Source organism: Mesorhizobium sp. M0292 (assembly GCF_040321695.1).
In the GTDB taxonomy this organism is placed as follows: Bacteria; Pseudomonadota; Alphaproteobacteria; order Rhizobiales; family Rhizobiaceae; genus Mesorhizobium.
In genome coordinates this window covers 46,286-69,227 of the sequence record NZ_JAMYSB010000006.1, presented here as the reverse complement: position 1 = coordinate 69,227, position 22,942 = coordinate 46,286, and the positions used below count along the sequence as shown (strand labels likewise).

General features: G+C 62.5%; 17 protein-coding genes. 10 read left to right on the top strand and 7 right to left on the bottom strand.

Going from position 1 to position 22,942, the window contains the following annotated elements; all coding sequences use genetic code 11:
- Positions 1-68: 68 nt before the first annotated feature.
- Complete coding sequence (locus NKI96_RS11430) at positions 69-2,984, bottom strand: ribonuclease E/G (RefSeq protein ID WP_023729806.1); 2,916 nt, start codon at positions 2,982-2,984, stop codon at positions 69-71.
- A 647-nt stretch (positions 2,985-3,631) separates the two neighbouring features.
- Here NKI96_RS11430 and NKI96_RS11425 point away from each other — a divergent pair.
- From NKI96_RS11425 to NKI96_RS11405, 5 genes are all read left to right on the top strand, one after another.
- On the top strand, positions 3,632-4,891 hold the full coding sequence (locus NKI96_RS11425) for an N-acetylmuramoyl-L-alanine amidase (RefSeq protein WP_352804467.1): 1,260 nt from the start codon (positions 3,632-3,634) through the stop codon (positions 4,889-4,891).
- Between the two features lie 210 nt (positions 4,892-5,101).
- Positions 5,102-7,558, top strand: a complete 2,457-nt coding sequence (locus tag NKI96_RS11420) for a penicillin-binding protein 1A (RefSeq protein ID WP_023725771.1) — start codon at positions 5,102-5,104, stop codon at positions 7,556-7,558.
- Positions 7,559-7,688: 130 nt separating this feature from the next.
- Positions 7,689-8,820, top strand: a protein-coding gene (gene prfB / locus NKI96_RS11415) for a peptide chain release factor 2 (RefSeq protein ID WP_155922402.1) whose coding sequence is annotated in 2 segments (ribosomal slippage) — positions 7,689-7,754 and positions 7,756-8,820 — 1,131 coding nt in all. Because the reading frame shifts where the segments join, the coding sequence is not laid out codon by codon here.
- 119 nt (positions 8,821-8,939) lie between these two features.
- Positions 8,940-9,359: a GFA family protein gene (locus tag NKI96_RS11410; protein ID WP_023805259.1), complete on the top strand. Its 420-nt coding sequence runs from the start codon at positions 8,940-8,942 to the stop codon at positions 9,357-9,359.
- Positions 9,360-9,646: 287 nt separating this feature from the next.
- The gene (locus NKI96_RS11405; protein ID WP_023708478.1) at positions 9,647-10,045 is read left to right on the top strand and encodes a hypothetical protein; all 399 of its coding nucleotides are present in this window, start codon (positions 9,647-9,649) and stop codon (positions 10,043-10,045) included.
- Between the two features lie 54 nt (positions 10,046-10,099).
- Here the strand turns inward: NKI96_RS11405 and NKI96_RS11400 are convergent, their stop codons facing one another.
- Complete coding sequence (locus NKI96_RS11400) at positions 10,100-10,969, bottom strand: NmrA/HSCARG family protein (RefSeq protein ID WP_023715785.1); 870 nt, start codon at positions 10,967-10,969, stop codon at positions 10,100-10,102.
- A 103-nt stretch (positions 10,970-11,072) separates the two neighbouring features.
- Here NKI96_RS11400 and NKI96_RS11395 point away from each other — a divergent pair, with 103 nt between their 5' ends.
- From NKI96_RS11395 to NKI96_RS11380, 4 genes are all read left to right on the top strand, one after another.
- Positions 11,073-11,963, top strand: a complete 891-nt coding sequence (locus NKI96_RS11395) for a LysR family transcriptional regulator (protein WP_023681487.1) — start codon at positions 11,073-11,075, stop codon at positions 11,961-11,963.
- 148 nt (positions 11,964-12,111) lie between these two features.
- Positions 12,112-12,480, top strand: coding sequence for a GFA family protein (locus NKI96_RS11390; protein ID WP_023667471.1), 369 nt, complete (start codon positions 12,112-12,114; stop codon positions 12,478-12,480).
- Positions 12,481-12,629: 149 nt separating this feature from the next.
- The gene (locus tag NKI96_RS11385) at positions 12,630-13,280 is read left to right on the top strand and encodes a YiaD family glycine zipper/OmpA-like lipoprotein (RefSeq protein ID WP_023667470.1); all 651 of its coding nucleotides are present in this window, start codon (positions 12,630-12,632) and stop codon (positions 13,278-13,280) included.
- 235 nt (positions 13,281-13,515) lie between these two features.
- Positions 13,516-14,124: a hypothetical protein gene (locus NKI96_RS11380; RefSeq protein ID WP_023667469.1), complete on the top strand. Its 609-nt coding sequence runs from the start codon at positions 13,516-13,518 to the stop codon at positions 14,122-14,124.
- A 237-nt stretch (positions 14,125-14,361) separates the two neighbouring features.
- On the opposite strand, the gene NKI96_RS11375 is transcribed toward NKI96_RS11380, so the two are convergent.
- Positions 14,362-14,631: a DUF2798 domain-containing protein gene (locus NKI96_RS11375; protein WP_352804462.1), complete on the bottom strand. Its 270-nt coding sequence runs from the start codon at positions 14,629-14,631 to the stop codon at positions 14,362-14,364.
- A gap of 3 nt (positions 14,632-14,634) precedes the next feature.
- On the bottom strand, positions 14,635-15,561 hold the full coding sequence (locus NKI96_RS11370; RefSeq protein WP_352804460.1) for an NmrA/HSCARG family protein: 927 nt from the start codon (positions 15,559-15,561) through the stop codon (positions 14,635-14,637).
- A 119-nt stretch (positions 15,562-15,680) separates the two neighbouring features.
- On the opposite strand from NKI96_RS11370, the gene NKI96_RS11365 reads away from it, so the two are divergent.
- Entirely contained in the window at positions 15,681-16,574 is an 894-nt protein-coding gene (locus NKI96_RS11365) for a LysR family transcriptional regulator (protein WP_023681484.1), read from the top strand.
- 162 nt (positions 16,575-16,736) lie between these two features.
- Here the strand turns inward: NKI96_RS11365 and NKI96_RS11360 are convergent, their stop codons facing one another.
- From NKI96_RS11360 to NKI96_RS11350, 3 genes are all read right to left on the bottom strand, one after another.
- On the bottom strand, positions 16,737-18,350 hold the full coding sequence (locus NKI96_RS11360) for a DEAD/DEAH box helicase (RefSeq protein WP_031203971.1): 1,614 nt from the start codon (positions 18,348-18,350) through the stop codon (positions 16,737-16,739).
- Positions 18,351-18,542: 192 nt separating this feature from the next.
- Positions 18,543-19,310, bottom strand: coding sequence for an NAD kinase (locus tag NKI96_RS11355; protein WP_023729798.1), 768 nt, complete (start codon positions 19,308-19,310; stop codon positions 18,543-18,545).
- Between the two features lie 445 nt (positions 19,311-19,755).
- On the bottom strand, positions 19,756-22,731 hold the full coding sequence (locus NKI96_RS11350) for a caspase family protein (RefSeq protein ID WP_352804457.1): 2,976 nt from the start codon (positions 22,729-22,731) through the stop codon (positions 19,756-19,758).
- Positions 22,732-22,942: the final 211 nt, after the last annotated feature.

Genomic DNA, 22,942 nt, shown 5'->3' with positions numbered 1-22,942 from the left:
AAATCCCGCGCCGTGGTTTGAACGGCGCGGGATTTTTGTCAGGAACCTATCTTAATCGGCTGAATAGCTTAGAAAAAGCCCTTCCGCTGCCACCAGCCGGCGCGCTTCGGCTTTTCCTCGGCCTTTGCCTCGTCGGCAACGCTGGAGGAAACCACCGGCACCGCGGAGGTATCCGCGGCCACGGCTTTGCGCCGTGACGGGCGAGCCTTGGCGGGCTCGTCGTCGACGGTCGTTTCCGTGGCGGCATCGGCCGCAGCGGGGGCGGCTGCTTCGACGGCAGCTTCCGGTGCAGCCTCGGCCGCCGTCTCATCGGCGACTTCCACCACAGCCTTCTTTGCCCTTGAAGCGCGCTTCTTCTTCGGCTTTTCGGCTGGAGCGTCGTCGTTCGCCGCGGCGGGAGCCGCTGCTTCTTCAACCGCTACGGCTGCTACGGGCTCGCTTGCGGCCGTTCCGACTTCAGCGGCCTCGGCCACCGAGGCGGTTTCGCCGGCTTCGGTCTCCGTGCCGTCTTCGCGACGATTGCGCTTGCCGCCGCGCTTGCCGCGACGGCGCTTCTTGCCCTGGGCGTCATCTGATGCTTCCACCGTTTCGACGGCGCCAACCTGGGCTTCGTCTTGCTGTGTTGCATCGTCATCGCCTGGTTCAGCGGCAAAGTCGTCGCTTGCCGCCGAAACCGAAGCACCTTCGGCGCCATGCTCGCGATCGCCATGTTCGCGTTCGCGATCCTTGCCGCCGCGCCGCCTGCGGCGCTTGCGACGCTTGCGGTCGCGGCCTTCGCCGTCCTCAGCCGATCTCGGCTGCTGCTGCGATTGCGGCTGCGCCTGGCGCGGCTGCTCGGCCTGTACCACAACCTCGTCGTCTTCCTCCTCGATGACGATCTCGTCCTCGGGCTCTTCCGGCTCGACATAGGCCGGGAAGGTTCGCGCTTCGACAAAGCCTTCCGGCTTTTCGGCAATGGCGCCGCGGAAGATCGCGTAGTGCTGCACACCGACCGTATCATCGGCCTCGACGGTGATGGTCAGGCCAAAGCGGCTTTCGAGTTCCACCAGCGTGCCGCGCTTGTGGTTGAGCACATAGAGAGCGGTCGCCGCCGGAGTCCGCACCGTGATGTGGCTGCGCGAATCCTTGAGCAGGAATTCCTCGATCGCCCGCACCACCATCAGCGCCACCGACGAATCGGAGCGCACATGGCCAGTGCCGCCGCAATGAGGGCACGGCTTCATGGTTGATTCCAGCACGCTGGCGCGGATGCGCTGGCGCGACATCTCCATCAGGCCGAAATGCGAGATGCGGCCGACTTGGATGCGGGCTCGGTCGTTCTTGAGGTGATCCTTCAGCCGCTTCTCGACGGAGCGGTTGTTGCGGTTCTCCTCCATGTCGATGAAGTCGATGACGATCAGGCCGGCGAGATCGCGCAGCCTTAATTGCCTGGCGACTTCTTCCGCCGCTTCAAGGTTGGTGTGGAGAGCGGTGTCCTCGATCGAGTGCTCCTTGGTGGAGCGGCCCGAATTGACGTCGATGGCGACCAGCGCCTCGGTCTGGTTGATGATGATGTAGCCGCCGCTCTTCAGCGTCACCTGCGGCTGCAGCATGCGGTCGAGCTGCGCCTCGATCCCGTTGCGCACGAAGATCGGCGTCGTGTCGCGGAACGGCTGAACGACCTTGGCGTGGCTCGGCATCAGCATGCGCATGAAATCCTTGGCCTCGCGGTAGCCTTCCTCGCCGGAGACAAGAATCTCGTCAATATCCTTGTTGTAGAGGTCGCGCACCGAGCGCTTGATCAGGCTGCCTTCCTCATAGACGAGGGCAGGGGCGGTGGATTGCAGCGTCAGATTGCGGACGTTTTCCCAAAGCCGCATCAGATATTCGTAGTCGCGCTTGATTTCCGCCTTGGTGCGGCTTTCGCCGGCGGTGCGCAGGATGACGCCCATGCCCTGCGGCACTTCGAGATCGGCAACGACCTCCTTGAGGCGCTTGCGGTCGACCGCACTGGTGATCTTGCGCGAAATGCCGCCGCCGCGTGCGGTGTTGGGCATCAGCACGGAATAGCGGCCGGCAAGCGACAGATAGGTGGTGAGTGCAGCGCCCTTGTTGCCGCGCTCTTCCTTGACCACCTGCACCAGCAGGATCTGCCGGCGCTTGATGACTTCCTGAATCTTGTACTGGCGGCGCACCGGCTTGCGGCGGCTGCGCACCTCTTCCAGCGCATCCTCGGCGCCTACGGATTCGATCTCGTGGTCGTCCGGATGCGAGGACTGCACCTCTTCCAGCATGCCGCGGTCATTGTCCCCGGAGGTGGCTTCGCCGCTTGCCTCGCTGGACGACCTTTCGTCACCCGGCTCCGCCGCAGGGACAGCTTCGGAGATCACATCCGCTTCGACGCTTGCCGCAATCGATGTCGGGCCGCCTTCCGACGGTTCGCTCCCGGATGTCTCGGCGTCGGAAGCTTCGCTGTCGCCATGCCCGGCATGATCGTCATGCCCGGCGGTATCGGCCGCGGCATGCTCGGAAGCAGGCTCTTCGGAGACGGCATCGCTGCCGGCATCGCCATGTTCGCCGTTCTCATCATCGGCGCCGGCGTCGCGCTTGTGTTCGCCGCGCTCACGACCCTTGCCGCCGCGCCGGCGGCCGCGCCGGCCGCGATCGCGGCTCTGGCGGTCGTCGCCGTCATTGTCCTCGTTCTCCTCGTCCTCGGCTTCCTGCGCTTCAGCGCGCAGCAAAGCCTGACGATCGGCGACCGGGATCTGGTAATAGTCGGGGTGAATTTCACTGAAGGCGAGGAAACCGTGACGGTTGCCGCCATATTCGACAAAGGCTGCCTGAAGGGAAGGTTCGACGCGCGTTACGCGGGCGAGATAGATGTTTCCTTTGAGCTGCTTCTTGTCCTGGGATTCAAAGTCGAATTCTTCAATACGGTTACCGCGGATAACGACAACGCGTGTTTCCTCCGGGTGGGAGGCGTCTATCAGCATTTTGTTGGGCATTATTTCGTTTCCTCCCGGCAGCCGTCAGCCGCAGCTTGCGAGGCAAAGCCCGCTGCTGCGTGTCTGGGATGTGGGTGCCGGATGTCTGAATGTCCGCCGGACGCCGCTTGAGCGCCATGGCGGTGCCGCCCGCAGCCACAATGGCGCGGTTTGATGCGGACCTTTCCATGATTGCGCTTGAAGCCATCGTCACCAGCAGAACCTTTTGAACCAAAGCCCGGACGAACCGGACCAGCTTGTTTGCTCATACAGAGCCGGCACGGGAACAAACCCGGCCGTTTTCCTCACGCAGGCGATTCCCCCGCCACGGGCGCACACCTGCGAAATTCGTCGCGATCACCTAAGCCTTTTCGCTGGAGCGAAAGGAGCCGCCTTTCATCTGACCTGTAGCAGGAAGCTGCGGGAGAAGCGGTTCCAGGATTGCAGTGATCCACCATCGCTTTTATGATTTGACGGGGTGGAAGGCAACCCCGATTTCGGATGCCGGCAAAAAGCAGTGCCGTAACGGAAGCACAGGCCTTAATCCTCAATGAAAAGGCTTGGTTAACCTTCTCTGGATACCAATCGTTAATCGAGTCTGCGGCCTGACCGGCATTTCGACCAACCACGCGGGCGCAAGGCGCCAAACCGGGAGCGACTGCAAAGAAATGGGACTGGCGGGCACCACAGACAAGGGCCATGGCCGTGCAGGCCGTTTCCTGCGCGCTGCCGGTGTGCTGTTGCTGCTGGCGCTTTGCCTTGCTTTTGCGCCGGTTTCACGCGCCGCCGATGCGCCACTCGGCGCCACCGCCTACAAGATGGCCGGCGACGCAACCAAGATGCGCATCGTCATCGATTTCGACCGCGAGCCCGACATCAAATGGTTCCTGCTGCGCGGCCCCAACCGGCTGGTCGTGGACCTGCCGCGCACCCGATTCGCCATTGGCGCGAAGGACGCCAAGGCCCGCGGCCTGGTCAAAGCGGTGCGTTATGGCGATCAGGGCGAGGGATCGCGGCTGATCCTGACCGGCAAGGGGCCGTTCTCGGTCGACAAGCTCGAGGTGCTCAAGAACGAGGACGGCGCAGGCTATCGCATCGCCATCGACGTGTCGGCAGCCTCCGACCGCGAGTTCGACGAAGCCCTTGCCAACCAGGCGCTGACCACCGGCTCGACCGTCTCCACCGACAAGGGCTCCAGGGTCGGCACAGGGCCGATCTCCAATCCCGGGCATCGCTTCACCATCGTCATCGATCCCGGCCATGGCGGCATCGACGGTGGCGCCGAAGGCCTCAACGGCACCATCGAGAAGAACGTGACGCTGGCCTTCGCCACCGAACTGCGCGACAAGCTCGCCGCCGTCGGCAACTACGACGTGTTCATGACGCGCGATTCCGACGAGTTCCTGCGGCTCGATGACCGCGTGCGCATCGCCCGTCAGCACGAGGCCGACCTTTTGATCTCGATCCATGCCGACACGATCATCGTCAAGGGTATCAGAGGCGCCACCGTCTATACCGTCTCCGACAAGGCGTCCGATCCGCAAGCGCAGGCGCTTGCCGACCGTGAAAACCTCTCCGACCAGTTCGCCGGCATGGTGATCAAGGACGACAACAAGGAAGTCACCGACATACTGATCGACCTGATCCGCCGCGAGACGCATAATTTCTCGATGAGCTTTGCCCACACTCTGGTCGGCCAGTTGTCCACCAGCGTCGGCCTGATCAACAATCCGCAGCGTTCGGCCGGTTTCAAAGTGCTGAAAGCGCCCGATGTGCCGTCGGTGCTGGTGGAACTCGGCTATCTCTCCAACGCCAAGGATGAAGCGCAACTGCTCGACGCCGACTGGCGCGGCAAGGCGGCGGAGAGCATCACCAACGCCGTCGCCCTGTTTGCCTCCGCCAAGATGGGAACGGGAACCGGAGGCTGAGATGGTCGCCGCCGCCCACGACCGGAGGCAGCGTTGCACGACGACAACACCAGGCGCTTTTATTTCCGGTGGGGGATGCCGAAACCGGGCACTGCCGTATTTTGCCCACATGGTGGCGACATGGGTTTTCCATCACGGATCGGGACAGTTGCGAAGGCTTGCGCGAAAGGCTTCGTCTAGGAAATTCCCGGACCTCGGACTGGAGCGGGCATGATTCGTCTTATCGGCTATTTCTTTGGTATCGGCACGACGCTGGCGCTTATCGTCGCCGCGGGCGTGGCGATATACATCAGCCATCTATCGAAAGACCTGCCCGACTACGAGGTTCTGGCCAAGTACGAGCCGCCGGTGACGACCCGCATCCATGCTTCCGACGGCTCGCTGATGGCCGAATATGCGCGCGAACGGCGGCTCTATCTGCCGATCCAGGCGGTTCCGGACCGGGTCAAGGCGGCGTTCCTGTCGGCCGAGGACAAGAATTTCTACAACCATCCCGGCATCGACATCACCGGGCTTGGCCGCGCCATCTACGTCAACCTGCAGAATCTGGGTTCGGGCAGGCGCCAGGTCGGCGCCTCGACCATCACCCAGCAGGTGGCGAAGAACTTCCTCTTGTCCTCGGACCAGACCTACGAGCGCAAGATCAAGGAGATGATCCTGGCCTTCCGCATCGAGCAGGCTTATTCGAAGGACCGCATCCTTGAGCTCTATCTCAACGAAATCTTCTTCGGTTTCGGCGCCTATGGCGTTGCGGGCGCGGCACTGACCTATTTCGACAAGTCGGTCAACGAACTCACCGTCGCGGAAGCCGCCTATCTGGCGTCGCTGCCGAAGGGGCCCAACAACTACCATCCCTTCAAGCATGCCGACCGCGCCATCGAGCGCCGCAACTGGGTCATCGACCAGATGGTCGAGAACGGCTACGTGACGCGCGAGGAAGGCGACAAGGCCAAGGCCGAGCCGCTCGGCGTGACTCCGCGCCGCAATGGCTCTTATTTGTTTGCGGGCGAATATTTCACCGAGGAAGTGCGCCGCCAGATCATCTCGCGCTATGGCGAGAACGCGCTCTATGAGGGCGGCCTTTCGGTGCGCACGACACTCGATCCGAAGATCCAGCTCATCGCCCGCAAGTCGATGCAGAACGGCTTGCTCAAATACGACACGCTGCGCGGCTATCGCGGACCGGTGACGCATATCGATGCTTCCGGCGACTGGGGCGTGGCGCTGGGCAACGTCAAGGGGCTGGAAGACGTGCCGGAATGGTCGCTTGCCGTCGTGCTCGACAGCTCGGCGACCGGCCTTTCCATCGGCCTGCAGCCGACGCGGCAGATTTCGGGCGATATCGTCAAGGAACGCATCGAAGGCGCCGTCAGCAAGGAAGACATGAGCTTTGCCATGCGCCATGTGGTCGATGGCAAGACCGTCAAGGCCAAGTCTCCGGCCGATGTACTGCAGCCCGGCGACGTCATCTTCGTGCAGAAGAACGAAGGGTCGGAAGCCGCCTACACGTTGCGCCAGGTGCCGGAAGTGGAGGGCGGCCTGATCGCCATGGATCCACATACCGGCCGCGTGCTGGCCATGGTCGGCGGCTTCTCCTATGCGCAGTCGGAGTTCAACCGCGCCACGCAGGCGATGCGCCAGCCGGGATCGTCCTTCAAGCCGATCGTCTATTCGGCCGCGCTCGACAATGGCTATACGCCGGCCTCGGTTATCATGGACGGACCGATCACCATCCAGAGCGGCAACACGACCTGGACGCCGAAGAACTATGACGGCACGGTGGCCGGCCCCGCGACCTTGCGCTCCGGTATCGAAAAGTCGCGCAATTTGATGACGGTGCGGCTCGCCAACGACATGGGAATGAAGCTGGTGGTGGAATATGCCGAGCGTTTCGGCGTCTACGACCATCTGGCGCCGTATCTGCCGATGGCGCTGGGTTCCGGCGAGACGACGGTGATGCGCATGGTGTCGGCCTATTCGATCATGGCCAATGGCGGCAAGTCGATCAAACCCTCGCTCATCGACCGCATCCAGGACCGCTACGGCAAGACCGTGTTCAAGCAGGACGAGCGCGGCTGCGAAGGTTGCAATGCGCCCGAATGGAACAACCAGCCCGAACCGGAACTGGTCGACAATTCCGAGCAGGTGCTCGATCCGATGACCGCCTACCAGATCACCTCGATGATGGAAGGCGTCGTCCAGCGCGGTACCGGCGCCACCATCGCCGAGCTTGGCCGCCACATCGCCGGCAAGACCGGAACGACCAATGACGAGAAGGACGCCTGGTTCATCGGCTATACGCCGAACCTCGTCGTCGGCCTTTACATGGGTTACGACACGCCGCGCGGTCTCGGCCATGGCGCCACTGGCGGCGGTCTGGCGGCACCTATCTTCAAGGACTTCATGCGCGTTGCGCTGGACGGCACGCCGAATGTCGACTTCAAGGTGCCGGAAGGCATGAACCTGGTCGCGATCAACCGCAAGACCGGCATGCGTGCCGCGTCGGGCGATCCCGGCACCATCATCGAAGCCTTCAAGCCTGGCACCGGCCCAGCCGACAGCTATTGGGTGATCGGCATGGGCGCCGACGGGTCCAACGGCGCCGGCGGACCGCTATCGCCGCAGGCTACGGAAGCCATCCAGGCACCCGGCGGCGGACTCTACTGACGACCTGATTTTTTACGTCGAGTGGGCTGGCTTGTTGAGCCGGCCCATTTCGCTTTACAGGCAGCAATGCCGTGCCTATGTATCGCGCCGACCCAAGCGCCACTTCAAAAACAGGACAGAACAACCAGCCATGCGCGCGGAAACGCAGAATATTGTCGACGAGATCAGGCAGGCGATCACCCTGCTGAGGAGGCATCTTTGACTGGGATCAGGCTATAAAGCGGCTTGAATACCTGAACGTGCGCGCCGAGGATTCCAGCCTCTGGAATGATCCGCTGGAAGCGCAAAAGCTGATGCGCGAGCGCCAGGGCCTCGAAGACGGGATCGCCGGCGTCAAAAGCCTGACTCAGGCGCTGGAAGACAATATCGGCCTGATCGAACTGGGTGAGGAAGAGGGCGACCAGAGCGTGATCGCCGAGGCGGAAGCAGCCCTCCGCTCGATGCAGGGCGAGGCCAAGGCCCGCCAGGTCGAGACGCTGCTGTCGGGCGAGGCCGACGCCAACGACACCTATCTCGAAGTCCATGCCGGCGCCGGCGGCACCGAGAGCCAGGACTGGGCCTCGATGCTTCTGCGCATGTACACGCGCTGGGCCGAGCGTCGCCGTTTCAAGGTCGAAGTGCTGGAAGTCCATGACGGCGAAGAGGCCGGCATCAAGTCCGCCACGCTTCTGATCAAGGGCCACAATGCCTATGGCTGGCTGAAGACGGAGTCGGGCGTTCATCGCCTGGTCCGCATTTCACCCTATGACAGCAATGCGCGCCGCCACACGTCCTTCTCCAGCGTCTGGGTCTACCCGGTCGTTGATGACAGGATCGAGATCGACGTCTCGGAATCCGATGTACGCATCGACACCTACCGCTCATCCGGTTCGGGCGGCCAGCACGTCAACACCACGGACTCGGCGGTTCGCATCACCCATATCGCCACCGGCATCGCGGTTGCCTGCCAGGCCGAACGCTCGCAGCACAAGAACAAGGCGAAGGCCTGGGAAATGCTGCGCTCGCGCCTTTACGAGGAAGAGCTGAAGAAGCGCGAAGCGGTGGCGAATGCCACAGAAGCGTCGAAGAGCGACATCGGCTGGGGTCACCAGATTCGTTCCTATGTGCTGCAGCCCTACCAGTTGGTGAAGGACCTGCGCACCGGCGTCGAGAGCACCAGCCCGTCGAGCGTGCTCGACGGCGACCTCGACGACTTCATGGAAGCCTCGTTGTCGCAGCGCATCGAGGGCGGTGCCGGTGAAGCCGTGGCCGACCTCGACTAGGATATGTCCATATTCAGGTGAGGCCGGGCTGCGAATGGCTGATTCCTGCGCTTCCGCCACTCTCGACTCGGCCGACTTGAATCAGAAGGATCCCTGGGAGGGGGAGCGAAGGAGGAACCATGAGTCGCAGGCTCACCGGCAAATGCTTTTGCGGCGCGGTCCAGTATGAAGTGGCGGACGAGTTCGTCTATGCCGCCAACTGCCATTGTTCAAACTGCCGGCGCACCACAGGTTCCGCCTTCAAGCCTTTCGCCGGCATCGAGCGCGAGAAACTTGCCCTTGCCGAAGGGCATCACGGGCTCATCCATTTCGGCGATGACAGCGGCCACGATGCGCATTGCAGCCGCTGCGGCTCGTTGCTGTATTCGCTGGTCCGCGACGGCGCCTATGTCCACGTCGCCATGGGCACGCTGGTCGACGATCCAACGATCCGGCCGACCGCGCACATCTTCGTCGGCTCCAAGGCGCCATGGTTCACCATCGCCGACGACTTGCCGCAATATGAAGGGCATGTGATCGCCGGTCCAGGCGACGTATAGGCTGGAACCACATACGGCCAATCCCGTTGTTTCGTTGCCCGTCTGCCGGGAGTTGAGCCTGGCCTTGGATCTCGTCAGCGGTTGCAGATAGCGGCGTAGATGTGCGGCCTCGCGCAGCAACTTCTTGCGCCGGCCAAGGAATCAGCCCAGCATCCGAGGGCTGGAAGAGAAAAAGCATTTATGGCCGGACGCGGCATATCTGCGACCTGACGATCCGGCCACTGGGAAGACACGTTCCGGGAACGGGCAAGCGAAACGCTTGATGCTCGTTTGAAAGGAACGCTTCCATGTCTGCTGCCACTCTCCGATCGGCTAGAGCCGTTCAACCGGCTGGCCGACTCCTGTTTTCCTTGTTCGTCACCCCGATCTTTGCAATCGCGATGCTTGCTATGGCGGTGCTGACGGCACCCGCCTTCGCACATGACGCCAAGCCCACGGCGGCGAAGCCGCAAGGCTGGAGTTATCCCTTCGCCTGCTGCGCAAACTACGACTGCCGCACCACCCACACCGGCGAGGTGCTGGAAAAGCCGGAGGGCTATGTCATCGCCGGAACGGGGGAGGTCGTTCCGATGAGCGACAAGCGGGTCAAGGACTCACCCGACGGCGATTTCCACTGGTGCGCGCACCAGGCCGGCCTCGACGCAGGCAAGACGATCTGCCTGTTCGTGCCACCGCGTTCCTACTGAGTTCTGTTGGCAGTTCTCATCGGAAGGCCGGCCTTGGTGCTGAAGGCGCTTGCGTCAGACGGAAGCAGCGAGTGCTGAGGCGAAGTCGCGATACGGGCGCAGTGGGCGACCCAGAAGTGCCGTCAGGCGCTCGACGTCGCCGGCCTCGGGCAGCATCCCGTCGGTGAAGAAGCGCTCGCCCATCAGGCGCATGTCGTAGGCCATCCAGGCGGGCAGGAACTGCTTGAGATTTTGCTCAAAACCCTCCGTATTGTCGCCGCTGTAGCTGATCGGGCGGGCGAGTACGTCTGACCAGATTGCGGCAATGTCCGTCCCGGTCAGTGTCTGCGGACCGACGAGGTTGATCCGCTCGAACGCAAGCGGCTCCTTCGACCGTTCGCGACGCAGCAGCTCAAGGGCGGCGATCTCGGCGATATCGCGGGCGTCGATCATGGCGAGGCCCTTGGGGCCGATCGGCATTGGGTAGGTGCCGTAGCCGGTGATGACGTCTTCGACCGTCAGATCGTTCTGGATGAAGTAGGCCGGGCGCAAGATCGTAGCTTTGAAGTCCATCTGCTCGATCATTCGCTCGACGCCGAACTTACCCGCGAAATGCGGCACGTTCACATAGACGTCAGCGTGGATCACCGAGAGATAGACGATCCGCTCGATGCCGGCCGATCGGGCGACATTCAAGGCGATCAAAGCCTGGGTGAATTCGTCCGGCACCACGGCGTTCAAGAGGAACAGCGTGGAAACGCCAGACATGGCTTTGCGCAGCGAATCGACATCGAGAAAGTCGCCTTGCACGACGGATACGCCTGCCGGAAAACTGGCTTTCGACGGATCGCGCACGAGAGCACGCACATCGGCGCCGCGCTTGGCGAGCTGTTCGACGACTTGGCGGCCGATATTGCCGGTGGCGCCGGTAACGAGAATGGTCATGGAATTTCTCCTGTTGGGTTGCTTGACAGCCCCAATATGTGTGGCTCACAAAGAGCCCAGTAGACGGCAATTTTAGACACGTCGTCTCACCGATGGGACAGTCATGGATCTTTTAGCCCTTGCCGATTTTAACCTCGTGGCTCGCCATGGCGGCTTCGGCAAAGCGGCAAGGTCCACCGGCCGGCCCAAGGCAACGTTGTCCCGGCGCGTTGGCGAATTGGAAAGCAGTCTCGATCTGCGTCTGTTCGAACGGGGTGCGCGTAACCTGAAGCTGACCGAAGAAGGACGGGCGCTCTTCGAGCGGACGGGGGCGTTGCTTGCCGAGCTGGACGAAACGGCATCGGCGATTGCCTCGGGCGGTCAGAGACCCAAGGGCAGATTGCGGATCAGCGCGCCTTTGCATTTTTCGCAGACTGCAATGGGGAGGATCGCTGCGGGATTTGCCCTGAGGTATCCTGAGGTGAGGCTTGAAGTGACCACCGAAGACCGGCATGTCGATATGATCGAGGAAGGCTACGACCTGGTAATCCGGGTCAATCCGGATCCCGATGAAAGCCTGGTCGGACGGGCGTTTCTCCGCGACCGCCTGGTCGTTGTGGCGAGCCCGGACCTTCCTCGCCCGGCCGATGGGCTCGCCGCTCCTGGCGTTGCGCGCGGGACAGGCGAGCGGCAAACATGGCAGGTGAAGACACCAGGTGGCCGGGCAACACTTAGAATCGAGCCGGTCCTCGCCTTGTCGACGCTCATCATGGTCCGGGATGCGGTGCGAGCCGGCATCGGCGCAGGACGGCTTCCCATTTCGTTGGTGGCCCACGACCTGGCTGACGGCACACTGGTGAATTGGGGGGATATCGACGGCCCGGAGATCTCTCTATGGACGCTCTACCCGTCGCGGCGGCTGCTCAGCGCGCGCGTGTCGGCGTTCCTGGATTTTCTGAAACAGGCTTTCCCAAACGGGACGCCGGACGAACTGGCCGCCTATATCGGCAGGTGACGACGATTGGGAGGTGACGACGGGGCCTGCTTCAGCCAGAGCGCCGCTCGGCTCGATCGACCGGAGCCTGCTGACAGATAGTTGTCAGGAGCCTTCCTTTATGGTGCCTTGCCGCATGGGTGGCGAGCAACGGAGAGGAAAGCTTTTCATGACCATCAAGGCCAGCTGTCATTGCAAGGCGACGACGTTCGAGGTCTCGCAGGCGCCCGAGACGGTAACACAATGCACCTGCTCGTTCTGCTCCAAGCGCGGTTCGCTGTGGGCTTACTACGTTCCGTCGCAATTCAAGCTCACCAGCTCGCCGGAAAACGTTTCCTTCTATCAATGGGGATCGAAGACCGTCAAACACGGGTTTTGCGCCATTTGCGGCTGCGGCACCTTCACCGAAACGCCGGACTGGTCAACCGGCAAACCGGACTTCGACAATCCCAAGATATCAGTCAATTCGCGGCTGTTCGACGATTTCGACCTCGATAAGGTCGAGGTGGTCGTCATTGACGGCAAGAACCTCTGGTAGGCCAGCACCAGCCACCGAAGCGGAAGAGTGGCGCGAGCGGGGAAAAGCCGCTTTCGTCGCTCGGTTTTTCGCCGCATTTCATGTTACAAGACCGGAGAAGGGCTTATATGCGCGAGCGCAAAGGCCGCGCTTTGGAGAGGGACGATTCTATGAAAAAGACTGTGCTCGTCGCCGTTGCGACGGCTGTGCTGGTGAGTGCCTGCACCACGACCGATCCGTACACCGGCGAGCAGAAGGTTTCGAACACCGCAGCCGGCGCCGGCCTTGGTGCCCTGGCGGGCGCGGGCCTCGGCCTGCTTGCCGGCGGCAATGACCGCCGCAACGCGCTGATCGGCGCCGGTATCGGCGCGCTGGCCGGCGGCGCCATCGGCGCGACCATGGACCAGAACGAGGCTGAACTGCGCCGCCAGCTCGAAGGCACCGGCGTCAGCGTCACCCGCACCGGCGACCAGATCATCCTCAACATGCCGTCCGACATTACTTTCAACGTCGACCAGGATGCGGTGAAGCCTGGCTTCTACCAGGTGCTGAACTCGGTTGCGCTGGTGCTGAAGAAGTTCAAGCAGACCACGGTCGACGTGTTCGGCCACACCGATTCGACCGGCGGCGACGAACACAATTTCGATCTGTCGCAGCGCCGTGCATTGGCGGTCGCCAACTATCTCTCGGGCCAAGGTGTCGATTCGCGCCGCTTCGCCGTCACCGGTTTCGGCAAGACCCGTCCGATCGCGTCCAATGGAACGGCGGCCGGCCGTGCGCAGAACCGGCGCGTCGAGATCCAGCTTTCGCCGCTGACCTGATCAGGTCGGCATCGAAATGCGAAGGCGGCCCCGCAAGGGCCGCTTTCTTTTTGGGCTCCTGTGGTCCGCCAAAAGGTCTAATGCATTAGAGATTTCTAATAATCCCTTTCCGGAGACCTTGGAAGGGATTAGCATTGGTGCGGTTCCAGAGGGGATGGGGCGATACAAACGGCCGCGCAGTCACTTAGTCGGCCCCGGTCCTGCACGGCCAGATAAGGAAATCTGGGAGGAATGCATGACAAGAACAGCTCGTCTTGGGCGTTGCGGCGTCCTCATTTTGACAGGTCTGGTCTCAGCTTGGTGCGCAGCCGCCACGGCTCGAGCCGAGGACGCCAACAAAGCCGACATCGAAGCGTTGAAGAAATCGCTCGCCAAATATGAAGACTACACGGTCGCCGTCCGCGACCTTTATCTGTCGACTGTCGGGTGCGTCTATTACAGCGGGGACAGGATCGAGGGCGCAATGGACTATCCGAAGGGCGCTATGGGCATCCATTTCGTCAACGTCCCGAGTGTCGGTCAGAAACTCGATCCGATGCGCCCCAATGTGCTGATCTACGAGCCGACCAAGAAAGGCTTGAAATTGGTTGGCGTGGAATGGCTGATGCCCCTGACGCCAGACACCAAGGAACCTCCAAAACTATTTGGCCAGACCTTCATGGGACCGATGGAAGGGCACTATCCGCTCATTCCGAGGGAGTTCGTCCACTACGACCTTCATGCCTGGCTGTTCAGAGACAATCCGAACGGCATGTTCAGTCCGACCAACCCGAACGTGAAATGCAGCAAGGCAGAGTTTCCGATGCTGGAAAAACCGACCAAGATGATGCCCGGCCCGATGTGACGGACGGGCCAGGATAGGAGCTTGCCAAGAGTGCAAGCCGGCCGGCTGCCATTTGAGGGCGCTCGGGATCAGGCTCGGAGGACGATCGGCATGAGGGCTGGCGCGCATGAAGGCTGCCCGCATGAAGACAGGTATCTGGTCGCGGAACCCGACAATGGCGCTGCGAGCCGTCAGTCGAAGGTAGAAGCGGCCCGCAAGGGCCGTTTTGCTTGGCATATCGGCCCCTGTAATCAAGGCCTACGAGGTCGGCTGATCGACAATTGCCGCAACGATACGGCGCACGATCGGCAAGACCAGCAGCAGACTTGGAAAGCCCACTAGCCATGATGCTCCCCATGCATACGGCCAGGTCGCCACGAAACCGGTTGTCCAGCCCGCATTGATCAGCGTCGCTACCGCGGAAACAATGCACGACATCAGGATGGAAAGTACGAAGGGCATTACCAGCGCATTGTAGGAGGACGGTAGCTTCCTCGATTTCAAAACCTTGTGGGATGACGGTCGCATCACCTATCTCCTTCTCGAAAGTGGAAGTATGCGCGGCTGGGCGCAGTCAGGCGGCCTGCGCCATTTGTGGGCAAGGTTTCGAATAAAGCCGCGCAACGAACGCGGTTCGCGGCCCAGGGCGGCGCGCAATGTCAGACTGTTCCCACCAAGGCCATAGTGGGCGTAGTGGGCGTATATTTTGGCCAGCACCTGCATTTGGCGCTCATTGTAGGGAAGGCGTGCCTCGGCCGCCCACTCGCCAAATGTCGGCTCACCAGAAGAGATGGGTCGGCCAAGTTCCTCACTCATCATCGCAACGATGTCTTCCCGGCTGTGCATGCCGTCAGCGCACAGATCGAGGGTCGCGTAGGACAATCGCGCTTCGGTTAGGGCGATCGCCGCCACCTCAGCGACATCGCGGTAGTCGACGCGGGCCAGCTTCGCCGTCTTTGGAAACGGTTCCGAGAAAACACCATGTTCAACGACGGACGGCCAGGCCGCTGCGAGGTTCTGCATGAAATTGGCAGGGTGCAGAATCGTATATTCCATCGTTGTCGAGTAGAGAGCAGCCTCGACAGGCACCTTGCTGGCATGGTTCTTCAGTCGCGTATTGGTAGGCTGGATCACCGACGAGAAGACGAACTTTCGAACTCCTGCTCGTGTGGCGGCCTCAACCATGGCGACGCCCATGGCTGCTTCATCGGGAGCAAAAGCCGGCCCAATGTGAAAGACGCCGTCGACGCCCTCGACCGCCCTTTCGAGGCTCTGACGATTTCGCAAATCTCCTGTCGCAACCTCGGATGCCCCTAGCTTCCGGGCCTTTTCGGCATTCGCAGGGTCGCGAACGAGCGCTCGAACATTGGCATTGCGTCGGACAAGTTCAGGCACGACAAGTCCCGCAACTCGGCCTGTGGCACCAACGACCAGAACAGTTGGATTGGCTACTTGCATGACGATTCCCTTCCATCAAGCCTGTCCTCGCGGGACAACTTGCAGAGAGGTACGACGTCGCAATTGTCGTTACAATTACCCGTTTTTGCGATATATTATGTCGAAGATCGGGAGAATACATGAGCCGGATGGACGATTTCGAGGCTTTCATCGCGATCGTCGAGCATGGAAGTCTGACGACTGCCGCACATCGGCTGAACCGCTCGCTGCAGTCGGTCAGCCGGTCCCTGGCGGCACTGGAGGAATCAGTCGGCGTCGAGCTGATCCACAGGACAACGCGTCGCTCGACACCGAGTGAAGTCGGAGCAGCCTTTTTCAACCGGATCAAACCCGCGGTCGACGAAATAAACGACGCAAGACTTCAGGCGATCAATCAACGATCGGAGCCGGCAGGCGTCCTGCGCATCGGGGCGCCGGTTCTGTTTGGCCCGAACGTCCTGATGCCTGTCATCGCCGAATACATGCGGACATTTCCCCGGGTCGAGGTCGATCTTCAACTTTCCGATGGATTTGCCGATCTTGGCGCCGAAGGTCTCGACCTGGCAATACGCATCGGCGATTTGCCGGATTCCAACTTGAAAGCCAAACGCCTGGGGGCGTTGCGGCGCGTTGTGTTCGGCGCGCCTTCCTATTTCGCGCGGTGTGGCCGGCCGGCCCATCCCTTCCAGCTGAGTGAGCACAGTTGCATAATCAGAACCGCTAACGAGCGTCCAGGTGAATGGACGTTTCAGATCGACGGGAAACCCCGGACCGTGAAGGTCGCAGGCGCTTTTCGCTCCAATCTGATGACCTCGGTCTATGCCGCCGCAATCCACGGACTGGGTTTGGGCTTCTCGCCTCTGTGGCAGATAAGACATTTGGTCGACGACGGTCTCGTCGAACTGGTTTTGACGGAATTCGAGCCGGCACCGGTGCCGATCCATGCCTTGTGGCAGGAAGGCCGGTCATCTTCGGCCAAGGTTCGGGCGTTTCTGGATTTATTGGCATCCCGCCTGGAACTGAAAAGCCTGTAACATCGACGGGCTATTTAAGCCTCCAGACCGGAAGCGATCGGGTAGATCGAGCCTGTTTTGCGGTTACCGCGCATGGCGCCGATCCTGGAGCGGGCTCCAGATCTCACATCCCCGTCGCGTCCAGGCAAGCCGCGCGTCCTCGGGACGCCGCGGCTCATGGGATCAGACCTTGGCGACGATCTTCATGAAGGCCGGCATGTCGTCGCCGAAGCCGACGGTGCCGTCATTGTCTTCACCGCGGTTGTTGCCGCGGGCAGGGCGGCTGTTGCTGGCGCGCTGCGGACGTGTATCACCGCGTTCCGGGGCGCGGTTCTCGTTGTTGCGATCGGAGACCTTGCGGTCGCTGTTTTCGGAGCGGATCGCTTCCTTGCGCTGATGCCGTTCGCCGATGTCGGCGACCGCGGCCTCGGCTACCACCGGCTGTTCCTCGCGCGCGGCATCTGCCGCCGGCGCGTCGTCGCTGCGCTTGGCATGGCGTTCGCGCGGCTTGCGCTCGCCACCGTCCTTGCGATCATGGGGCTTGCGGTCCTCGTCCTTGCGGCCGGCGCGGCGCGGAGCGCCACGGCCACGGCGGGGCGCTTCGTCCTCGCCGCCTTCGCTGGCGACCACGGTCGACAGGTCGCCGTCATGCCACTCGATCTTGTTGCCGATCAGCCGCTCGATGGCGTCGATGTATTTGGTGTCGGACTTGGTGGCGATGGTGAAGGATTTGCCCGAGCGTCCGGCGCGGCCGGTGCGGCCGATGCGGTGGACATAGTCTTCGGCGTGGATCGGCACGTCGTAGTTGAAGACGTGGCTGACGTCGGGAATGTCGAGGCCGCGCGCGGCGACGTCGGACGCCACGAGATAGCGCAATTTGCCATCGCGGAAATTGGCCAGCATCTGCATGCGGGCGCGCTGGTCCATGTCGCCATGCAGGGCGCCAGCGTCGAAGTCATACTTCAACAGCGAGCGGAACAGCTCCGCTACCTCGACCTTGCGGTTGCAGAAAATGATAGCGTTCTTCAGCTCGGCGTCTTCGGCCTTTATCAGATTGCGTAGCGTCTCGCGCTTGTCCCACGGCTTGGAGCCGGACTTGACCAGGCGCTGGATGATGTTGGTGGCAGCGGATGCCGCCTTGGACACCTCGACGCGCACCGGCGCATGCAGGAATTTCTCGGTGAGCTTGGTGATCTCCGGCGGCATGGTCGCTGAGAAGAACAGCGTCTGCCTGGTGAACGGGATCATCTCGCAGATGCGCTCGATGTCGGGGATGAAGCCCATGTCCAGCATGCGGTCGGCCTCGTCGATGACGAGGATCTCGACGCCGTTGAGCAACAGCTTGCCGCGCTCGCGGTGATCGAGCAGACGGCCGGGCGTGGCGATCAGCACGTCGGCGCCGCGCTCCAGCTTCTTGTCCTGCTCGTCGAAGGAGACGCCGCCGATCAGCAGCGCGATGTTGAGCTTGTGGTTCTTGCCGTATCTGATGAAATTCTCTTCGACCTGCGCGGCGAGCTCGCGCGTCGGCTCGAGGATCAGCGTGCGCGGCATGCGGGCACGGGCCCTGCCTTTTTCGAGGCGGGTCAGCATCGGCAGCACGAAGGAAGCCGTCTTGCCGGTGCCGGTCTGTGCTATGCCCAGAATATCCTTGCCGAGCAAGGCATGCGGGATCGCGCCAGCCTGGATCGGCGTCGGCACGGTGTAGCCCGCATCGGTGACTGCGGAAAGGACCTTGGGCGACAGGCCGAGGTCTGAAAAGGTCAACGCTTCTAGAGCGGTCGTGGTGTCTGAGGACAAGAGTTGCTGTCTTTGGCTGGTTCGGGGAAGCGCAACGGCATCCGTCGCGGCAAGCACAGCGTGCCTGCAAGATTGGTATTGCGATTAGGCGCAAGCCCGCGATTTGTCAACAGAAACGGGCGGGATTGGCACGATTGTGAAAAGGTAAGCTTAATCGCGATGCTTAATTAGGTAGTCACTCTTTGCGCCGGCTCAATAGCGAAACTGCTCGGCGAGAATGCGTTCGTTCCACGAATGGTTGGGATCAAACAGCAGCGTTGCCGTCGCAGTCGGCGATTCGCGGACCGTTACGGAAGCCACCGCCTTGACCTCGGTGTGATCGGCGGCGGTGTTCACCGGGCGCTTTTCCGACTCCAGAATATCGAAGCGTACGGTCGCCTTGTTTGACAACAAGGCACCCCGCCAACGGCGCGGCCGGAACGGGCTGACCGGGGTCAGCGCGAGCAACGGCGCATCCAGCGGCAGGATCGGCCCGTGCGCCGAAAGATTGTACGCGGTGGAGCCGGCCGGCGTCGCGATCATCACGCCGTCGCAGTTCAGTTCCTCGATGCGGACCTGGTCGTCGACGGTGATGCGGATCTTTGCCGTCTGGTAGGACTGACGCCACAGCGCCACCTCGTTGATGGCGAGTGCCGAAACCGTCTCGCCCTCATGCGTCAACGCCAGCATTTCCAGCGGGCGGATCGTTTCGGCGACGGCGGCCGCGATGCGCTCGGTGAGGCCCCCGACGCGGTACTCGTTCATCAGGAAGCCGATGGTGCCACGGTTCATGCCGTAGACCTTCTTTCCCGTGCTCATCGTGTCGCGCAAGGTCTGCAGCAGGAAGCCGTCGCCACCCAGCGCCACCACCACCTGGGCGTCGTCGAAGGATGCCTGGCCATAGCGGGCCGACAGGCTCTCCATCGCCGCCTTGGCATCGGCAGTGTCGGAGGAGACGAAGGCGAGATTGGCTTTGCTCATGACATTCCGATGGCGGTCGGCCGATGGCGGTCGGCGGCGGTTGCGTGGGGTAGCATGGGCAAGCGCATCTGCAAAGGGAGGCATCGTCCGGCGCAGTTGCGGCCGCGGCGAAACGAAATCGGCGGCTCGCGCTTCATGTCGCCGGAACGGCGAATGTGATGGTTAAGAGCGAGCTTAAACACTCGTAAAGCCTGATCGATCATGTTAGCCGACAGAGGATGGGTGGCTGGGGGGCTAGCCAGTCGAGACCTGTCTATTGCCGGTGACACGCCTGATTATCGTCTTCCTGATGCTGGGAAGTTTCGCCCTTCTCTTTGCTGAGCTTGTTCGGCAGTCCGAAGACATGAGCTCCAGGCCGATGGCCTCACGCTGCGGCGGCGCCGGCGTGCCATGCCCGCAAAACGCGTTGTAGGCTGAAGCCAATCCACCAACGACGATCCATCGCTCACTGCGCGACAATCCGCAGATTGGCGTTGCCGTAGAATGTGTAGGCGAGATAGGTCGGATCGCCGGTCTGGTAGAATTCTCTGCGCACATCCTGCAGGATCTCGGCCAGATAGACCGGCCCGTCCTTGATCCGCGTGCTGATGCCGCCATAGAAACCGGTCGAGAAGGCCGCTGCCGCGCGGTCGGTCAGTGGCCACATGCCGCCGATGAAGCCGGAAGCGCCGCCCGCCAGCACTGCCGGACCCCAGCCCTGCACGAAGCCGCCGAGCATCTGCGAACGGCCGGTGTCGCAGGCGTTGAAAAAGTAGAACGGATTGCCCTTGCCATGCGCGGCCGCGACCAGCGCGGCCCATGTATCGGGGTCGAGCGACTGGTCGACGAGATCGATGGCAAAGACCGGCCGGCCACTGCTCAGCTGGTTGACCTCGCCATGACCGGAGAAATGAATGAAACCGGTCGAGACTTCACCGACCAGTTTCTCGAAAGAGGTGAAATCGCCATCGAAGCGGCGGTAGCCGTAAAGCTTGCTCAGCGCCGCGATCTCGTCCTGCTGAAAGCGCAGCGAGCGCTTGTCGAGATAGGAGGGCGCGACGGCCGCGACGCCGGTGAAGGTCATGCGGTCGAGCGGGTTGTCGACCTGTGAGGCACTGCTGCGCGGAGCCCAGCGCGCCAGCCGGTAGCCCATGCCGAGAAAACCGTCGGCGACGGCGCCGTCGGCGCTGCGCGGGCGGATCAATTCCCAGGGCAGCGTCGGGCTGTTCGAGGTGATCTGGATCGAATGGAGTTCGCCTTTGCCGCGCAGCGACCAGAACACGTCCTTGAACGGTTTCGGCACATAGTCGCGGTAGAGCGCATCGCCAAAACCTTCGGCGGCGAGCGTGACAAAGCGCTTTTGCGCCCCCGTATCGCTGCTTGCGGCAGGCTGCTGCAGCGAAACGGCGCCGCGCAGGCTCAATCCGAGCTGCAGCAGGCGGCGGTATTCGGAGTCCAGCCATGCCGTCATCTCAGGTGGCGTCGAGAACGTATCGGTCACCGGACCGGCCAGATGCGGCGAATGGATGATGATCTGCCCCGAACCCAGCCCGCTCGGATCGTCATAGAGGATGGTCACGTCGAGATCGGGGACGTCATCGCCGGCTGCGCCGCCGAGCGTCACATTGCCAGTTACCGCCGGCTGCGGCGCCGCTGCGGCCAGCATCAGCATGGCAGGTGCTGCGGAGCGTTCGGCTGTGGCGCTCAGAGCGGCTGCCTCGACAGGCGCGGTGCGGCGAATGATAACCGACCGCGATGCCGATCCCAGGAACCTCCCGGCGCTGTAGATGCGCGCGATGAACTGGGCCGGCTTGCTGTCCTTGGCGATCGGCCGCGCCTTGACGTCGAAGCGGACGAAGTCGCTGTCGCCCTGGCGGTAGAGCGTCGTCCGTCGGCTCCATTTGCCGCCGTCAGCGAGATCGAAGCCGGAGGCGAACAGATCGATATCGATCGGCCATTGCTCGGTTCCCGCCGGCATCGCCATGGCCAGGGCGCCATCTTCCGTCACCGACGAGCCCGGCGCTGCCTTCACCTTCACTTCGGGCGTGAATTGCTCTTCGGTAAGGGCGATCGAAACGGTCACCGTCTCGCCGGCGACAATCTCATCCGGCGCATCGATGGTTGGATGGCGCACCACCTCGACAGCGCCCGTCTCGGGTTGTGGAAGGGCGCCGCCGGAAGGAGGGCTTTGCGCCTGGTCGATGGGCGGCGGCGCTGGTTTCGGTGGCGCCTGCGCCTCCGGCGGACTTTCGGCGCCGGTCGCGGGTGGCGGGGCCGATGTCATGCCGTCCTCAGGGGGGATCCCTGCCTTATCGGGGGGCGGTTCGGCGCCGGTGGCTCCGCCATCCTGCGGATAGGTCCCGCCGAGATTGTTCTGGGCAGCGGCCGCAGCTGCGTCTTCAAGACGTTGCTTTTCCTCTTCGTATCGTTGCCGAGCCTGCTCTTCCTGCAATTGGCGCTGCTGTTCCTGGCGTTTGTATTCCTCGTAGAGCGCCGCCTCCTTGGCGCTGTCGCCCATCGCGGCATCGGGACTGCCGGAGCCCGGTGCAACGTCCATGGGGTAGGGCTCCTGACCGCTGCCATCGGCGTAGTCGCTGCCGTCAGGCTCCCAACCGCCACTCCCGGAGATGTAGCCGCCGCTCGCCATCGCCGGCGGTGCCGGTTCCGGCACAAGCGGCAGCGCCGGTGCCGCGCCGGCCACCTGGTCCGGCGTCAGCACAAAGGCAGCGTCTGCCGAGCGGCCATATGCCATCCATGGCCACTGGGCGCCTGACGTTTTGTCGATAGTGGTTTGCCTGACCGAGGCGAGGATGATGGCTATGTCCGCGCCGCGCTTGACCAGCGCAGCGGTGAGCGCATCGGCAAATACGGTGACGGGGCGGGCTTCGTCCAGTGCAACGGTTCCGGGTTTGGCCGACAGAGCGACGATGGCGTGGGTGAGGGGATCGACCGCCGCCAGACCCTGCATCACGCCGGAAGTAGGGTTGTGGCCATCGCCGGGATTGTCGAGCAGAACCACCTTCAATGTCGGGGTTGCCTCGAGCGCCTGCATGAACAGATCGAGGGGCAATGCCGTCTGGTCGACCGTTTCCTTTGAATCGATCCGGGTGCCGCGCGTCAGTAAATAGTTCCTGCCGTTGGCCTGCGCGGTGTGGCCGACATAGTAGAAGATGCCGACGGAGTCCGGTTTGGCCAGGGATTGGGCGAAATCATGCATGGCGCGCGCGACATCGGCGCGGTCGCCATCCGACACCTGCCGGACGGTGAAGCCAAGCGATCGTAGTGTCGCTGCAACGAGTTCGGCACTGAGGTCGGCGTTGGCGATTGCCGGTGAGCCCTCAGAGGCCGGATTGGCGACAACCAGCGCTATCCGCTCTTCGCCGCGCGCAGCGGAGAAGAGCGCCATGGTCATCAGCAGCACGACCGCCAGAAAAAGGCGCATGACCGTGATCCAAGCCCTGCAGGCTGCGGCGCTCACGCCACGGCTTGCCCCAATTCATCAATGGCCCAACCTTGACCATATCATGTCGGCTTCGCCGGCGCACTGCCGGTGCCGATGATGCAGTTGTGTCGCTAAAAGATATTGACTGTATGTTTAGTAATTAATACCGTTGCCAGACATACCGAGTTGGTCAGCCGGCATTCGCCGGTGA

Excerpts from the sequence above, each read along its gene's own strand:
- NKI96_RS11430 (WP_023729806.1), bottom strand. The coding sequence starts at position 2,984 with ATGCCCAACAAAATGCTGATAGACGCCTCCCACCCGGAGGAAACACGC.
- NKI96_RS11375 (WP_352804462.1), bottom strand. The coding sequence starts at position 14,631 with ATGCGACCGTCATCCCACAAGGTTTTGAAATCGAGGAAGCTACCGTCC.
- NKI96_RS11390 (WP_023667471.1), top strand. The coding sequence starts at position 12,112 with ATGACCATCAAGGCCAGCTGTCATTGCAAGGCGACGACGTTCGAGGTC.
- NKI96_RS11405 (WP_023708478.1), top strand. The coding sequence starts at position 9,647 with ATGTCTGCTGCCACTCTCCGATCGGCTAGAGCCGTTCAACCGGCTGGC.
- NKI96_RS11370 (WP_352804460.1), bottom strand. The coding sequence starts at position 15,561 with ATGCAAGTAGCCAATCCAACTGTTCTGGTCGTTGGTGCCACAGGCCGA.
- NKI96_RS11350 (WP_352804457.1), bottom strand. The coding sequence starts at position 22,731 with ATGCGCCTTTTTCTGGCGGTCGTGCTGCTGATGACCATGGCGCTCTTC.
- NKI96_RS11425 (WP_352804467.1), top strand. The coding sequence starts at position 3,632 with ATGGGACTGGCGGGCACCACAGACAAGGGCCATGGCCGTGCAGGCCGT.
- NKI96_RS11400 (WP_023715785.1), bottom strand. The coding sequence starts at position 10,969 with ATGACCATTCTCGTTACCGGCGCCACCGGCAATATCGGCCGCCAAGTC.
- NKI96_RS11365 (WP_023681484.1), top strand. The coding sequence starts at position 15,681 with ATGAGCCGGATGGACGATTTCGAGGCTTTCATCGCGATCGTCGAGCAT.
- NKI96_RS11420 (WP_023725771.1), top strand. The coding sequence starts at position 5,102 with ATGATTCGTCTTATCGGCTATTTCTTTGGTATCGGCACGACGCTGGCG.
- NKI96_RS11410 (WP_023805259.1), top strand. The coding sequence starts at position 8,940 with ATGAGTCGCAGGCTCACCGGCAAATGCTTTTGCGGCGCGGTCCAGTAT.
- NKI96_RS11385 (WP_023667470.1), top strand. The coding sequence starts at position 12,630 with ATGAAAAAGACTGTGCTCGTCGCCGTTGCGACGGCTGTGCTGGTGAGT.
- NKI96_RS11395 (WP_023681487.1), top strand. The coding sequence starts at position 11,073 with ATGGATCTTTTAGCCCTTGCCGATTTTAACCTCGTGGCTCGCCATGGC.
- NKI96_RS11355 (WP_023729798.1), bottom strand. The coding sequence starts at position 19,310 with ATGAGCAAAGCCAATCTCGCCTTCGTCTCCTCCGACACTGCCGATGCC.
- NKI96_RS11380 (WP_023667469.1), top strand. The coding sequence starts at position 13,516 with ATGACAAGAACAGCTCGTCTTGGGCGTTGCGGCGTCCTCATTTTGACA.